General features: G+C 39.1%; 10 protein-coding genes and 1 tRNA gene. 7 read left to right on the top strand and 4 right to left on the bottom strand.

The annotated features are described in order from the left end of the window. Nucleotides 1–7: 7 nt before the first annotated feature. Complete coding sequence (locus RG47T_RS12000; protein ID WP_074489689.1) at nt 8–1,186, bottom strand: acetyl-CoA C-acyltransferase; 1,179 nt, start codon at nt 1,184–1,186, stop codon at nt 8–10. Nucleotides 1,187–1,413: 227 nt separating this feature from the next. Between RG47T_RS12000 and RG47T_RS11995 the strand changes: the two genes are divergently transcribed. The 4 genes from RG47T_RS11995 (at nt 1,414) to RG47T_RS11980 (ending at nt 5,326) form a co-directional block, all read left to right on the top strand. After that, entirely contained in the window at nt 1,414–2,424 is a 1,011-nt protein-coding gene (locus tag RG47T_RS11995) for an SDR family oxidoreductase (RefSeq protein ID WP_074489688.1), read from the top strand. Between the two features lie 123 nt (nt 2,425–2,547). After that, nucleotides 2,548–4,611 (top strand): HD family phosphohydrolase, encoded by a 2,064-nt coding sequence (locus RG47T_RS11990; protein WP_074489687.1) that lies wholly within the window; start codon nt 2,548–2,550, stop codon nt 4,609–4,611. Between the two features lie 78 nt (nt 4,612–4,689). After that, nucleotides 4,690–4,776: transfer RNA gene (locus RG47T_RS11985), tRNA-Ser, on the top strand. 259 nt (nt 4,777–5,035) lie between these two features. Continuing rightward, nucleotides 5,036–5,326: an Arm DNA-binding domain-containing protein gene (locus RG47T_RS11980; RefSeq protein WP_074489686.1), complete on the top strand. Its 291-nt coding sequence runs from the start codon at nt 5,036–5,038 to the stop codon at nt 5,324–5,326. Nucleotides 5,327–5,685: 359 nt separating this feature from the next. Here RG47T_RS11980 and RG47T_RS11975 read toward each other — a convergent pair whose 3' ends face one another. The 3 genes from RG47T_RS11975 to RG47T_RS11965 are packed head-to-tail and all read right to left on the bottom strand — an operon-like array spanning nt 5,686 to nt 8,956. After that, the gene (locus RG47T_RS11975) at nt 5,686–6,606 is read right to left on the bottom strand and encodes a hypothetical protein (RefSeq protein ID WP_074489685.1); all 921 of its coding nucleotides are present in this window, start codon (nt 6,604–6,606) and stop codon (nt 5,686–5,688) included. A gap of 24 nt (nt 6,607–6,630) precedes the next feature. After that, nucleotides 6,631–7,659 (bottom strand): cupin domain-containing protein, encoded by a 1,029-nt coding sequence (locus tag RG47T_RS11970; protein ID WP_074489684.1) that lies wholly within the window; start codon nt 7,657–7,659, stop codon nt 6,631–6,633. 34 nt (nt 7,660–7,693) lie between these two features. Beyond that, on the bottom strand, nt 7,694–8,956 hold the full coding sequence (locus tag RG47T_RS11965) for an alginate lyase family protein (RefSeq protein ID WP_171972523.1): 1,263 nt from the start codon (nt 8,954–8,956) through the stop codon (nt 7,694–7,696). Nucleotides 8,957–9,647: 691 nt separating this feature from the next. Between RG47T_RS11965 and RG47T_RS11960 the strand changes: the two genes are divergently transcribed. The 3 genes from RG47T_RS11960 to RG47T_RS11950 all read left to right on the top strand — a co-directional run bounded on the left by RG47T_RS11960 (nt 9,648) and on the right by RG47T_RS11950 (nt 15,049). Then, complete coding sequence (locus RG47T_RS11960; protein WP_074489682.1) at nt 9,648–10,229, top strand: RNA polymerase sigma factor; 582 nt, start codon at nt 9,648–9,650, stop codon at nt 10,227–10,229. Nucleotides 10,230–10,354: 125 nt separating this feature from the next. Next, nucleotides 10,355–11,470, top strand: coding sequence for a FecR family protein (locus tag RG47T_RS11955; RefSeq protein WP_074489681.1), 1,116 nt, complete (start codon nt 10,355–10,357; stop codon nt 11,468–11,470). 156 nt (nt 11,471–11,626) lie between these two features. Next, entirely contained in the window at nt 11,627–15,049 is a 3,423-nt protein-coding gene (locus RG47T_RS11950) for a SusC/RagA family TonB-linked outer membrane protein (RefSeq protein ID WP_074489680.1), read from the top strand. Nucleotides 15,050–15,059: the final 10 nt, after the last annotated feature.

Raw genomic sequence — 15,059 nt, 5'->3', positions numbered from 1 at the left:
AAATTTATTAACGCAAATTTTCAATAACCATTGCGCTGGCACCACCACCGCCGTTGCAAATTCCGGCAGCACCGTAGCGGGCTTTGTTTTGTTGGAGAACATGCACTAAAGTAACAATAATTCGGGCACCCGATGCACCCAGTGGATGGCCTAATGATACCGCACCACCATTTACGTTTACTTTTGCTGGGTCGAGCTTCAAAATCTGGTTGTTTGCAATAGACACGACAGAGAAAGCCTCATTAATTTCAAAATAATCAATTTCATCGGCCGGGAGCCCTGCACGCTGCAAGGCCAGGGGGATAGCTTTAGACGGGGCGGTGGTAAACCACTCCGGTGCTTGCTGTGCATCGGCATAACTTATAATGCGGGCAATAGGCTTTATACCAAGGGCTTCGGCACGCTCTTTACTCATAAGTACCAATGCGGCAGCACCGTCATTAAGGCTCGATGCGTTGGCCGCAGTTACTGTACCTTGTTTGTCAAACACGGGTTTTAACCTGGCTACTTTATCATATTTAACAGTACCGGGTTCTTCATCCTGGTCAAAAATAGTAATGTTGCCTTTTTTATCTTTGATTTCAACAGGGGTTATCTCTGCCTTAAAAAGGCCATCGGCCTGTGCATTTTGTGCACGGTGATATGATTCAATAGCGTAAGCGTCTTGCGCTTCGCGGCTAATATGGCATTCTGTAGCACATAATTCTGCAGCTGAGCCCATGTGATAATCGTTGTAAACATCCCATAAACCATCTTTTACCAAGCCGTCTGTTATCTGGCCGTGGCCTAAACGATAACCTGTGCGGGCTTTATCTAAATAGTAAGGTACATTGCTCATGTTCTCCATGCCGCCTGCTACAATAATATCTTGTTGGCCTAATGCAATACTTTGGGCAGCCAACATAATGGCTTTCATGCCAGATGCGCATACTTTGTTAACCGTGGTAGCGGGGATATCGGGCAAACCGGCAAAGCGGGTAGCTTGGGTTGCAGGTGCCTGCCCCAAATTGGCCGACATAACGTTGCCCATGTAAACTTCCTGCACATATGCGGGTACTAGTCCGGCTTTTTCTACAGCCGATTTAATAGCCAGTGCGCCTAATTGCGTTGCAGTAAAGGGGGTAAGGCTGCCCCCAAAACTGCCAATGGCTGTGCGGGTAGCAGCAACTATATATACTTCTTTCATAATCTGCGTTATAATTTGGTGACGCAATTTAACTTTTTGCTTTGAATGATAAAGATTAACTTATTACCATGATTGTTTAAATACTGAAAATATAGTAGTTAATGTAACGCACAGAAATTTTTTAATTTCGGAGGCGAATGTGTGAGAATATGAGTAATATTGAACTAAATGCGATGCTAACAATATTAAAACTCCTACCCGGATTATAGTAATAATTTAATTAATACATGAACTTATATAATTCAAAATATCACCTTCAAGACATATCTGCAAATACTTTTTTAGTAACTGGTGGCGCTGGTTTTATTGGCAGTAACCTGGTTCAATATTTAATAACACATGGTGCAGGTCATGTTAAGGTACTCGACAACCTGTCTAACGGTTATTACAGTAATATTGAAGAGTATGAAGGGCTTGGTAATTTTGAGTTTATTAAAGGTGATATACGTGATCTGGAAACCTGCAAAGCGGCACTTGCCGGGGTTGATTATGTTAGCCACCAAGCGGCACTAGGCTCGGTGCCTCGGTCTATTACAGACCCCATCACCACTAATGATGTAAATATATCGGGCTTTTTAAATATGCTTACTGCCGTTAAGGACACACCCTCTGTTAAAAGAATGGTTTATGCGGCCTCATCGTCTACTTACGGGGATAGTAAAGCGCTGCCAAAGGTAGAGGGCGAAGAGGGTAAGGCGTTATCGCCTTATGCTGTTACTAAAGCAGTTAATGAAATGTACGCCGATGTTTTTAGTAAAGTATATGGTTGCCATACCATAGGGTTACGTTACTTCAATATTTTTGGGCCAAAACAAAATCCGGATAATCCTTATGCTGCGGTTATCCCTATTTTTTGCAAATCTTTTATAGACGGTGTACAACCTGTTATTAACGGTGACGGAAAAACGAGCCGCGACTTTACTTTTGTAGCCAATGCGGTACAAGCCAACATAAAATCGATGTTGTTTGAAAGACTTACCGGGCACGAGGTTTTTAATGTAGCCTGCGGCGGCCAAATTGATTTAAATGGTGTTATAGATATCTTAAAACAAATCACCGGTAAAGATATTAGCCCTATATACAGGCATGAGCGCGCAGGTGATGTGAAGCATTCGCTTGCCAGTATTGACAAAATAAGAGGGGCAATTGGTTATGAGTGCGAATACTCTTTTAAACAAGGCCTCGAGCTTGTTTATGAATGGTATTTAAGCAATAATAACCAAAAGGTTTTAAGCTAATTGTTATCTTTCAATTGGTTTTCAGGAGTTTTATGTGTTAATTGTTTTTTAGCTTAAACAGTTAATTTGCACACTTAAGGTAAGTGGCAGAAACTTTCTTAATTTTGTGAGCTAATATATTCAATGGCAAAACTCTCGTCTTCGCGCCAAAAGGCCCTTTTACGCAAGTATGCATTTAATCTGAAGATCGTAATGATTCTGACGAGTATTTGTGTAATTGTTTTTACGCTCCCCAAACAAGCCAAATTCAGATATGAATATGAAAAAGGCCGGATCTGGAACCAGAAAGATCTGATATCGCCATACAATTTCGCGATCCTGAAAACCACTCAGGAAATAGAGAGCGATAAGGCATCGGCGCTTAAAACTATAAAGCCTGTTTACCAGCTTGATAATGATATAAAGCAGGAACAAGAAGATGGCTTTAAAAACGATTTTGAAATTAAGTGGCATGATGCTGGCTTAAATGACCGTTTAAAGGCCCGTTATCTTACGGTAGGGCTTAATCTATTGGGCGATATTTATGATAAAGGCGTATTATCATTAAATGTAAAATATCAGCACAATGCAGAGAATTACCCGGTTACGGTATTAAACCATAACGTGGCCGGCGAAAAGAATACGGCCGACCTTTTAACTAAGGAACGCGCACAAAGCTATTGTGAAAAGGTGCTTAATACCACCAATCTTGATAAGGCATTTTTACTAAACCTGCTGCAGAACCGGATACAGAATAACCTTATTTATGATGATAAGCTTACCAACCGTTTAGAGAAAGAAGTACTGGAAGGTATTTCTGTAACCAGCGGAATGGTACAAAAGGGAGAGGTTATTGTAATTAAAGGTTCTGTTATCAATAATGATGTATATCAAAAGCTTGAATCGTACAAGAAAGCATTTGAAGACAATGCCCGTATAAATGGTAACAGAAACCTGGTACTGCTGGGGCAATTTTTGCTGGTTTCTATCGTAATTACGTTACTTATCGTTTTCCTTTATCTTTTTCGTAAGGATATCTATTACGATAACCGGCTGGTCGGGCTTATTTTATTGGTAATAACGGCCATGCTGGGTACGCTTTCATGGGCAATTAAAATACAGTTACCCAACCTTTATTACATTCCTTACTGCATTGTGCCGCTCATCATCCGCATATTGTTTGATACGCGTTTGGCGCTTAATATACACCTGCTGGTTATATTGGTTGCAGGCTTTTTTGTACCAAATAGTTTCGAGTTTGCCTTTTTCGAGATCACCTCGGGTATGGTTGCCATCTACAGCATTAAAAATCTTATCCGTAGAGACCAGTTCTTAACATCGGCAGCTATTATTACCTTTAATTATTTTGTGGCCTTTGTGGGGATCTCCTTTATTCGTGAGGGTAGCTTTATGAATATAGATTGGATGGACTTTTTTCCATTTGTGGTAAGTGTACTATTAACTTTATTAGCCTATCCGCTTATTTATGCTTTTGAACGTGTGTTTGGCATAACATCAGAAATTACACTGATAGAGCTTACCAATACCAATGCTACTTTACTGCGCGAACTGGCATTTAGTGCACCGGGTACATTTCAGCACTCTTTGCAGGTGGCAAACCTGGCCGAGAATGCTATTTATAGCATCGGTGGCAATGCATTGCTGGTTAGGGCGGGGGCATTATACCATGATATTGGCAAGTTGGAGAATCCTTTATATTTTATAGAAAATCAGAGCTCGGGTTTTAATCCGCACGATAAGCTGCCTTACGAAGAGAGCGCGCAGATCATTATCCGCCATGTAAGCAAGGGTGCAGAACTGGCGAGGAAACATAGCCTGCCCGAAATTGTGGTTGATTTTATACGCACCCATCATGGCAATACGAGGGTAGATTATTTCTACCAATCGTTTTTAAAGAACTATCCGGAGAAGGGAATAGATGAAAATATCTTTCGTTACCCCGGCCCGGTGCCATTTTCTAAGGAAACGGGAGTGTTAATGTTGGCAGATTCTGTAGAAGCTGCATCCCGGTCTTTACGCGAACCTGACGCACAATCTATCAGTAATTTGGTAGACCGTATTGTGAGTTATAAGCTTGACCAGGGGCAACTTAACGATTGTGACATTACCCTTAAAGACCTACAAACTATAAAGGACATTTTTAAGAAAATGCTTATGAGCATATACCACGTGCGAATTGATTACTAGAAATTGTAAAATTTATTTTGACACGCTTTCTGTTTTACTATATTTGCAATCCCAAAACGGGACATTATATTCACAAAAGGTGAGGTGCCTGAGAGGCCGAAAGGATCAGTTTGCTAAACTGACGTACGGGAAACTGTACCGAGGGTTCGAATCCCTCCTTCACCGCTGATAACGCTATCAAAGAGTAACAAAAGCCTGTAAATCTACTGATTTACAGGCTTTTGGGTTTTACAAGATATCAAAATGAATCATTGAATTTGGGTGAGTGATTCGTGGAGTCATTCATGCTCTAAAAGAATGACTCACTCAAAGTAGTATAAATCGCTATTAACTACGTGTTCGATTATTATACACCATTTTATTTTCCTATTTCATAATCGATATTTAATCACCTTAAAACTATCGTTATGTTAGAAAAAGCTTCGTGTTACTATTCTATCTGAAAAAGCCAAAGTATTATGAACAGGGACCAATTCCTGTTTATTTGAGAATTACTGTCGATGGGTTGGAAAAAGACCTTTCCACCAAAAGAGCCTGGGAACCCTCCAGGTGGAACAACAAATCAAACCGTTCCTCAGGTACGAAAGAGGACAGTAGTTCGCTTAAGGAGTACCTGGATGTTTTGCAAAACAAGGTTTATGATGCGAGAAAGTATCTGATCGATTGGGGGAAGATAGTAACCGCCGGCGAAATTCGAAATTTGGCTGGATATTAAATGATCCCTTTGCGAAATTTTCAATGTCCAGAGATGACGTCGATACGGTTTATTAGATAAAAAGGAACTCCAGGCAATTACTACAACAATGCCCTGGCACTCATTTGTTTGTAGAGGGCTTAAGTCATTTCATTGCCCGGTTTTCATAGTTTGAAAATTTATCACTCACCAATATTGGCATCAATGATTAGAAATACACTATAAGTTATGTGTTATGCTAGTATGCGGAATATCCCTGCGCCAATAATTCCCCATAATATATTTAATTATAATTCTTAAAGATATTAATTTCATAAGATCGCTATTTGTAAGTTTTTACACAAAAATATAGTGACGAATTTTATATCATCCCAACCATTTTACTTCACCTTATCAATTGATATCAGTAAACTAAGCATATTTTGTTGGAGAGATCTAATACTCGCCTGTAATTGGTTATTCATACTTTCGATTTTTTGAAGATCTTCTGCAGAAAATAGACCGCCTTTTTTAAAGAATTGATTTGTCGTTTTTTCAGATATACTTCCATCAAAAGAATACTGTAACCAGCGCTTTTTTATACTTTCTGCAAGCGATACTTCCCCCGAGTTGCTAAAAGCTTTTTCGTTCATTATTTTCCAAATTGGCATTGGAAAAGCGTTGTCAGTGTTTTGATTGTTCCAAATATTTGCAACCAAACTTCTTGAAAAACTCACTTCTACCTTTCTGCCTTTGGGGTTTAGCGTTAAAAATCCTAATCCTGCACTAGCTACTCCACCACTAATGTTCACGGCTATATCGGTATTTTTATTGCCAATTAACGAGGATGCTATCGCCACTAATGCTCCTGTTGAAATAGATGCTATTGTTACTTTTCTAAGGTTTTTATTGTTAATATCATTTAAGTAGTTGGAAAGTTGAGAATACCTTTCTCCGTTACAGTCCAGTTCGGCAGAAACGGCATTTAACTCTGTATTTACAAGAAATATTCTATCGCTAATCTTTTGTCTGTAAGCCATTTTAGCTAATGTATCTTTAGTCAAAACGAAATCTGAAAGCAAAGAAAGTATACCGATATTCTTTGCAAAAAGATAATCACTTTTCTGCATTTTACCAACTAATAAACTGTCTTGAAGATTCGATACCCTATCTTGATATTCTTCCTTAGAAGAAAAATAATCTGATTGAGGTTTGCAATAATCTGTAGTTAAAGCTAAAACTTGGGGATTTCTCAAAACAGATGAACAAGAAAATAAAGCGACTGCTAAAAATAAAAAAAGCACAAGTTTTATTTGTTTCATTCCAAAAATTACGATTTGTAAGTCTTATTTTTTTAAAAATCTTTTGGCGTTTTTAGGTAGTTTATCAGCAATATCTTCTGAAATCTGAAAATTACCTTCTAATATATCATTGGGATTTTTTGCTATCCAATCGCTTAAGTCTACAGATTGGTAATGTCCATTATTGAATCCAATCAACACTTTCAAAACCTTATCTCCAGTATTTTTTATATAATGTCCAGCTCCCATTGGAGCATAACCAATATCGCCTGCTTCGTATTGATCTATTACAATATTTCCTTGTGCCAAAAAAATGCCTACTTCTGCATTTCCTTCAATAAAATATTGCCACTCATCGGCATTAGGATGCCAATGAAGTTCACGCAAAGCATTTGGCTGAAGCTCTATAACAGAACCGCATAAATTTTGTGATATAGGAAAATCGTCTTGTGTTACCACTCTTTGTATACCTCCTTCAAAAATGCGGGGTGTTTGTGCCATTAAAGGATATTTGTGCATAGTAGTGAGAGAACATTCCTCACGAGTTGATAGCAGTCCATTTTCGTTTGTTGGTATTTCACACTTTGCAAAATAGGCTTCCCCTTGATATAATTTTTCAAGTTGTTCCAAGGACAAGCCTAAATTTTGAGCTGCAATTTCTTTTGGTACGCTTGAAACAAAATCGGTGATACTGAATGTATGGTCTTCAGAAAAATTTCCATTATCGAATATCAGGATAAAATGGGCATCCTCATCACTTACGCCTTGTAAAACATGTCCATATCCTTTTGGAAAATACCAAACGTCGCCGGGATAGAAATAGTCTATGTAAAAACTACCATCGGGGTGCAATATGGTAGTGCGCACACAACCCTTTAATACATATCCCCATTCCGATGCATTGGCATGCCAATGCAATTCACGTATGACACCGGATTCGAGATGCATGCTAACTCCTGCCAAGCCAATTGATGCAGGAAAATCTTTTACTGAAGCCCCTCTGGTAACACCCCCATTGCCTATACGGGGTTCTTTTTTTTCGAGTTCAAATTTAAATTTTGGTAGTTGGCCCATGATTGTTTGTAACTTTGTGAAATAGTTTTATTAATTAACGGGAAAAGGTTAAAGTCCCAAATCCCAATTGGTCATAGCTGCCGCTTGTAGTTCCATAGTCTCCACCACCGCCTTCTGGCCTTACCTTGGCGGCAAATTGTGTTGTAAAAGGCGCAGCTTTACCTTTAAATTTAACGTAATAGTTGTATATCAGTTCCCAGCCCGGTCGTATGGTACCCCTGCCATTACTTGAAATAGCTGTTTGGTTTACATTGTCGCAATTATTGTAGGGAGTATAGGGCACTGTATTGGTGCTATCCATATTATAGCTTGCCACATACTCGCTTGCACCCAATAAACGTGGATTAACCTCATTCCACGGGTTATAATCCAAAAGGTTTTTTCCTTGATTGGTGGCCATTGTACAAAATGCGCCTAAGAGAGGTACAATCATACTGGCATGACCCTGATCTCTTCCAGCTTCCTGAGGTTGAGACATACCATTTGGATAAACGGCAGCACACACCCGGCCAATGTACCCGTTACCAACTCCATTGTTTTTGTAGTAATTAATGGCATAATTCACTTTTGCTGTGTCGTCACATAAAATGCCTATAGCAAGCACTGTACACATGTTTGACATATCCCAATTTAACCAATAATGTGTATTACAAGTTCCGTTGTGCCTGTTCAAAAAATCGTACGATACTGGATAGTAAACATTGAGCATCCAGTTTTTAAAAGCCTTAAAGTCATCAGGGCCCCATCCGCTGTAATCCCTCATAATTTCTGCGGCGTTTGCCCATTGGTAACCCTGTAATCCTGCAGCCAGATCCGCATTAGAATCTCCGTCAATTGATGTGCAGGTCTTCGCCCACGCATTCATTATTTTTATGGCATTATTTCCACATGCCACATCTCCCTTTATTTTCCAGCGCAGTGCTTCCTGATAGGCTGCGGCTGCATCCTGGCAAGCTAAAATATAATTCTCCGGCGCTTTATTGGCTGGGGTGCCCCTTACTATGGTTTTCACCGGCCTTGGTGTATAGGTTGAAGAGGAGTGAGGGTTAGCAACTAGCTTGTTCCATCCGCTAAGCCAGGGTTGGGTTCCTGCATTTACATTAGTTGTCATTCTGATAAAATCGGTCGCGTTATGGAGCATGCCGGGGTGTGCAATTGAGGTTACCGCGTTGGATGTAACTTCGGCCATGCTCAAAGTTTCAGCAGCAGGAGATTGCTGTGACAGTGTTTTTTTACAGGCTAAAATAAGTAACAATATAACACAACCAGCAACTATTTTTAGAGAGATTATCTTCATGATTATATTTTGTTTGCTCATATCTAAGATGGAAAAAAATTCAGCAATGTACCACAAATGTTAACGAATAATAGTTGATGAGTTATCGCTTACTGTATAGTGGCCTTGGTAATATTGAACAATGCGAACGCAAATTCCGGTAGCTATTTTTTGTTAAAATGAACTTCACATTATAGCTGGCAGATTTATTATCCTATTTACCAAGGATAAAAAAATAGCTTTCAAAACTAAAGTACTGTTGCTATTAGCATGTTAGTCTTGCATATTTAAAAAGAATATATATTCTATAGATTTTATATAAATTGTTATACTTGCATCTTATCAGTTCAATAATTAGGAAATATGCCAACGAAAGCCTGAAGACTTTTAAACTATAGTTAACAGCGGTATAAATGTAAGTTTCATCAGTAAAATCGAAAGTATTTGTAACATCGTTATTGTTCTGACGATGAATCTCTTATTGTTACAAGTATAATAATGATGAGTTAACGATATTACAAAATAATTAATACTTCGGTTGGATAAGAGCCCAATAAGCTATCTTAATTAGGAGGTAAAAGTCTTTATATTCTGCCTGGGATTTTAATTATCTGCGCTTTTGTCGTTGAAATTGTGCTGCTTAGATGTTGCAAACGGTCGATTGAAATTTTAATGCTTTTTATTATATTGGTCGTTCTTGTGTTTTAAGAATATGGCTTTGTACAACGAACTTCATGATCAAGAATTAGTTGCCCTTTTAAGAGCGGGTAAACATTCTGCATATGAGGTTATTTACCGCAGATATTGGGCCTTACTTTTTAAACATGCCCGAAGGATATTGCAAAATGATGAGGAAGCCAAAGATGTGGTACAGGATATATTTGCAATGGTGTGGTTAAAAGGGCCGGCGCTATTTGTAAACACAACTTTGCCAGCATTTCTTTATTCGGCTTTACGTAACAAGATATTTGACTTGATTGATCGAAATAAGGTTAAAGACGATTATTTTTCTTCTTTAGAAGTTTTTATTGATCGTGGTGAGTTTACAACAGATAATTTGCTAAGAGAAAAAGAATTGAATACAAGGATAGAACTGGAAATTGCCTTGTTACCACAAAAAATGCGGGAAGTATTTGAATTAAGCCGAAAATCAAATCTGTCTTACAAAGAAATTGCTGAAAAAATGAATATTACCGATAATACGGTAAAAAAACAGATTAGTAACGCTTTAAAAATACTCCGTATAAAGTTTGGAGTTTTATTATTGGCTTTTTTGTTCCTTTTTTTTAGATAGAATTAACTTCGGTAGCATTCAATTATGCTATTCTAAATATTTTTTTACTTTTTTTTCAATTAGTATTACACAAGAGCCTTCCAAAACCGTCTTATTCATATACACAGCATTGCTGATTTGGATTTATGGAAAATACCAGGGCAAAATCGTTAATTAAAAAATATATTGCAGGCACTTGTACAGCTGAAGAGCAAGCAATTGTGGAAAGTTGGTATGAGAAAACGCTATCAACGCGTGAGGTTACGTTAGCCGAACCAGATTATGACAGCATAGAAGAAGAGATCTGGAGTAAACTTTCCAAGCAACAGATGCCTGTTATCAACATATGGCCCCGTATAGCTATTGCTGCTTCCATTTTGATGATTCTTTCTGCTTCGGCTTATTTCTTTTGGTACTATCAGCCATCGCAGCAGCAAATCGCAATTATTCAAAAACAGGATATCCCACCCGGAAGCAATAAAGCAATTTTAACTTTAAATAATGGCCGGCAGATTACGCTTACCGGAGCTAGAAAAGGAATATTAGCCAACCAGGGTAATACTAAAATTAATAAAGCCGCCGATGGTGAAGTTATTTATAATGCCCCTGCATCTGGTCAAGATGAAGTAATGTACAATACTATGACTACTCCCCGAGGCGGGCAATACCACCTTGTTTTAGCAGATGGTACCCATGTTTGGTTAAATGCTGCGTCATCTATTAAATATCCCACCGCTTTTACGGAAGATTACAGAGAGGTAACTATTACCGGAGAGGTATATTTTGAAGTGGCACATAACCCGGCTAAACCCTTTAGGGTGGCTGCCGGCAACCAAACAACAGAAGTACTTGGAACGCATTTTAATATTAATGCTTATGCCGATGAACAAATTATGAAAACAACTTTATTGGAAGGAAGCATTAAAGTTTCGACTTCGGGGCAGGTTAATTTATTAAAACCGGGCCAGCAGGCACAGTTTGATGGTAATAAGATGCAGGTAATTGATCACGCTAATACCGAAGAAGCAATAGCCTGGAAAAATGGATACTTTAGGTTTAATAATCAAAATATCAGGGATATAATGTCTAAGTTATCCCGTTGGTATGATATTGATGTTGCATACGAAGGGATGGTTTCTAATGAAGGATATTACGGAACTATTTCCCGTTACAAAAACATCAGCGAGGTTTTAGAAATGCTTCAACAAACAAAAGGTGTACACTTTAGCATCAAAGGAAGGAGGGTTACTGTGATAGGATAATATACTTACCCTTAGTAATCCAAAAATAAAAGTCACCCCGGGTGGAGCCGGGATGACTAAAGCCGGATTACATAACAATTAATATTATTAATAACCGCGAAGCGCCTGCACCATCTCGAAAATGAATAGGCACAACGCAATAATACAGCCATACAAATGTACAAATTTTACCCTAAGAATTTTGCACAGCCCTTGGGTCGTGTGAGCAAATTGCTATTGATCATGAAGTTAGCTACTTTAATTTTAATGACAGCTATCGTTCAGGTAAGCGCAAGTACCTATGCGCAAAAAGTTTCCCTTGCGGCAAAGGCTGTACCCCTGACTAATGTTTTTGAGCAAATCAGGGCTCAAACCGGTTATGATTTCCTTTTTACGGCATCAACACTTAAAGGCGCTGCACCCGTAAGCGTTGATGTAAAGGATGCCGAACTAAAAGATGCTTTAAAGGAAATATTTAAAGGGCAGCAGCTGGAATATAAAATTGAAAATAAATCAGTAATCGTTTCGAAAAAAGAATTGTCGCTGTTAGATAAAGTAACCAGGCTATTAGCTTTGTTTGAAAATATCAATGGCGTTGTTACCGGCGAAGGAAATCCGCTGGCAGGTGCCACTGTTATCAACAAACGAACCGGTAAAGGAACGATTACTAACCTGAAAGGAGAGTTTAGTTTAAACGATCTATATGAAAACGATGTTTTAATATTCAACTACATCGGTTATGAAAAATTAGAATTTGTTGTAAAGGAAAAGAAATCTTCTGTTATAAGCATAGCCATGAAGCTGAGTACCTCTAAACTGGATGAGGTACAAGTAGTTGCCTATGGCCAAAATACCAGCCAACGCCTCAGTACAGGTTCCATAGCAAAAATAACCGCTACAGATATTGCCAAGCAACCCGTAACTAATGTTTTGCAGGCTTTATCTGGGCAGGTACCTGGTGTGCTGATTACGCAAAACAGTGGTACGCCCGGGGCAGGTATTAGTGTGCAGATACGTGCAGCAAAATCCCTTCCCTCTGTTGATGGTGTGCCAGCTACCGGCACTAACCCATTATATATTATAGATGGGGTTCCTTTTCTGTCTGAACCCATTTACACGGCAGGGGGAAATACGGTAGGGTACTTACAGCCATCTTTTGGCAATAGCCCGTTAAACACCATCAATCCATCAGATATTGAAAGCATAGAGATACTTAAAGATGCGGATGCTACTTCTATTTACGGAAGCCGCGGTGCAAATGGTGTAATACTAATTACTACTAAAAAAGGCAAATCTGGCAAAACCAAATTGGATGTTAATTTTAGCAACGGCCTGTCTGACGTGGCCAACCTGCACCGGGTTTCTGATATGACGCCAGCGCAATATCTGCAAGTACGCAGAAGAGCCTTCGCTAATTCAGGAAGGACACCTACGGCTTCTAATGCGCCCGATTTAGTGGTTTGGGATACCACCAAAACCACCGATTTTCAAAAGCTGCTAATGGGCCACACCGCACGAGCTACAGACGGGTCGCTTTCGTTTTCGGGTGGTAACAGCCAAACCAATTTTCTTTTAAGTGGCACCTATCACCGCGAAACGACGGTAATACCGGGCGGGTATGATTACAATAGGGGTGGTGTTCATTTTTCGGTTGAGCATAGTTCGTTAGACCGTAAGTTTACAGCCAATATTACCACCACCCTAACTTTTGATAAGAACGATAATGTAGCCAGGCAGGGTTCCAGTACAGATTTAGGCGCTGTAGCTTTTAGCCAGGCACCAAATTTCCCCCTTTACAACGCCGCAGGTAATGGGCTTTACTGGTTTAATCTTAATACTTTCAGTTTAGCCTATGATAACCCGCTCAAGTACATGTATGAAAAATACCAAGCCAAAAACAATAATTTAATTGGCGGCATTTTATTAAAATATACTCCGGTTAAGGGCCTAAATATTAAGTTAAATACTTCATACAATAAAATTACCGCAGATGCACAAAATTTAAGCTATTCCCAAAGTATTAATCCTTACTCAGGTGAATTGCCATTTTCATCCAGGCAACAAAACAATGCGCAAACCTGGAATGTAGAGCCGCAGATTGATTATACTTTAAAAATTAGCCAGGGTAACCTCAACATTCTTACAGGTGCTACCTATCAGGATAATCAATATGATGAGCCGGTATATGTCGTAGGCACCAACTACACTTCAGATGCACTACTAGGCTCAGTAGCCGCAGCGGGTGCGGTTAATGTTTACAACTTTAATTCCGAATACAAATATCAATCGCTGTTTGGGCGCCTGAATTATAACTGGCTAAATAAATATATCCTAAACGTAAATTACCGGTATGATGGTTCCTCCAAATTTGGTGTAAATAACCGTTTCGGTAGTTTTGGTTCTGCTGGTGCCGCATGGATTTTTACAGAGGAAAGTTTACTGAAAAATAGCCTTCCCTGGTTAAGTTATGGTAAGCTTAGGGGTAGTTACGGCTCGTCTGGCAATGATCAGATTCCAAATTATCAATATCTAGATACCTATCAAACCACTTATTACAATTACAGTGCTGTAGGTAGTCTAGTTCCCACAAATTTGGCCAATCCAGATTTAAAGTGGGAGGTTAATAAGAAACTGGAATTTGCTTTAGACCTGGGTTTTTTAAAGGACAGAATATTGTTAACCGGTGCCTGGTTTCGCAACCGTACCAATAACCCATTAGTAAGCAGCCCTTTAACAAATGTAACTGGGTTTAGCTCGTATTACGCTAACCTGCCGGCCACCATCCAGCAAAAGGGGCTGGAGTTTACACTTACTACACAAAACATAAAATCAAAGAATTTTAACTGGACTACCAATTTCAACATCAGTTTTGCGCAAAGCAAGCTGTTAGCGTTTGATAATATTGCCAATACAGGTTATGCAAATTTAATGGTGGTAGGGCAATCCATGAGTACTATTTATGCTTACCATTATACCGGCTTGTCTCCGGTTACCAATTTGCCAACTATTGAAGATGCTAATAAAAGTGGATCTACTGATATTATCAACCCGTCCGAAACCGGCCTGGCAGCAAATGGCCTTGGCGATAAGGTAGCTGTAGGCAAAACAGATCCCAATTTTTATGGCGGGCTCAATAACAGTTTCAAGTACAAAGGCTTTCAGTTAGATATGCTGATTCAGTTTGCAGGTCACAGTACTAAATATGGTATAGATTACTATGCCGGCACAGCGCCCCCGGGTTATAACGCGGTAAATATGTCCAGCTATATTTATCAGTTATTCCAGCAAACCAATGGTAAAATTGCAACCCGCACATTTGGATATAACACAGACGGTACACCATATAACAGCTTTGTTAAATACGTACAATCTGATGCCGTATTGAGTGACGGCGCCTACCTGAGGTTTAAAAATGTTGCCTTCTCATATACATTTAAAGACAACTGGGTTAAGCACTTAAAAATGAGTTCGGCCCGCGTGTATCTTCAGGGACAAAACCTGCTGACCTTTACCAAATTTAAGGGTTATGATCCGGAAACGCCGGCCAGTAATATCCCTCCCTTGCGGACCTTTATTGCAGGTATTAATTTCTCATTTTAAAATCCCCGGA

Origin of the sequence: Mucilaginibacter polytrichastri, assembly GCF_001911425.1 — a bacterium.
In the GTDB taxonomy this organism is placed as follows: Bacteria; Bacteroidota; Bacteroidia; order Sphingobacteriales; family Sphingobacteriaceae; genus Mucilaginibacter; species Mucilaginibacter polytrichastri.
This window is presented reverse-complemented; position numbering and strand designations above follow the sequence as displayed.

What these genes read in the sequence shown, in the direction of transcription:
- RG47T_RS11955 (WP_074489681.1), top strand. Translation starts at nt 10,355, where the DNA reads ATGGAAAATACCAGGGCAAAATCGTTAATTAAAAAATATATTGCAGGC.
- RG47T_RS11975 (WP_074489685.1), bottom strand. Translation starts at nt 6,606, where the DNA reads ATGAAACAAATAAAACTTGTGCTTTTTTTATTTTTAGCAGTCGCTTTA.
- RG47T_RS11990 (WP_074489687.1), top strand. Translation starts at nt 2,548, where the DNA reads ATGGCAAAACTCTCGTCTTCGCGCCAAAAGGCCCTTTTACGCAAGTAT.
- RG47T_RS11960 (WP_074489682.1), top strand. Translation starts at nt 9,648, where the DNA reads ATGGCTTTGTACAACGAACTTCATGATCAAGAATTAGTTGCCCTTTTA.
- RG47T_RS11970 (WP_074489684.1), bottom strand. Translation starts at nt 7,659, where the DNA reads ATGGGCCAACTACCAAAATTTAAATTTGAACTCGAAAAAAAAGAACCC.
- RG47T_RS11995 (WP_074489688.1), top strand. Translation starts at nt 1,414, where the DNA reads ATGAACTTATATAATTCAAAATATCACCTTCAAGACATATCTGCAAAT.
- RG47T_RS11950 (WP_074489680.1), top strand. Translation starts at nt 11,627, where the DNA reads ATGTACAAATTTTACCCTAAGAATTTTGCACAGCCCTTGGGTCGTGTG.
- RG47T_RS11965 (WP_171972523.1), bottom strand. Translation starts at nt 8,956, where the DNA reads ATGAAGATAATCTCTCTAAAAATAGTTGCTGGTTGTGTTATATTGTTA.
- RG47T_RS12000 (WP_074489689.1), bottom strand. Translation starts at nt 1,186, where the DNA reads ATGAAAGAAGTATATATAGTTGCTGCTACCCGCACAGCCATTGGCAGT.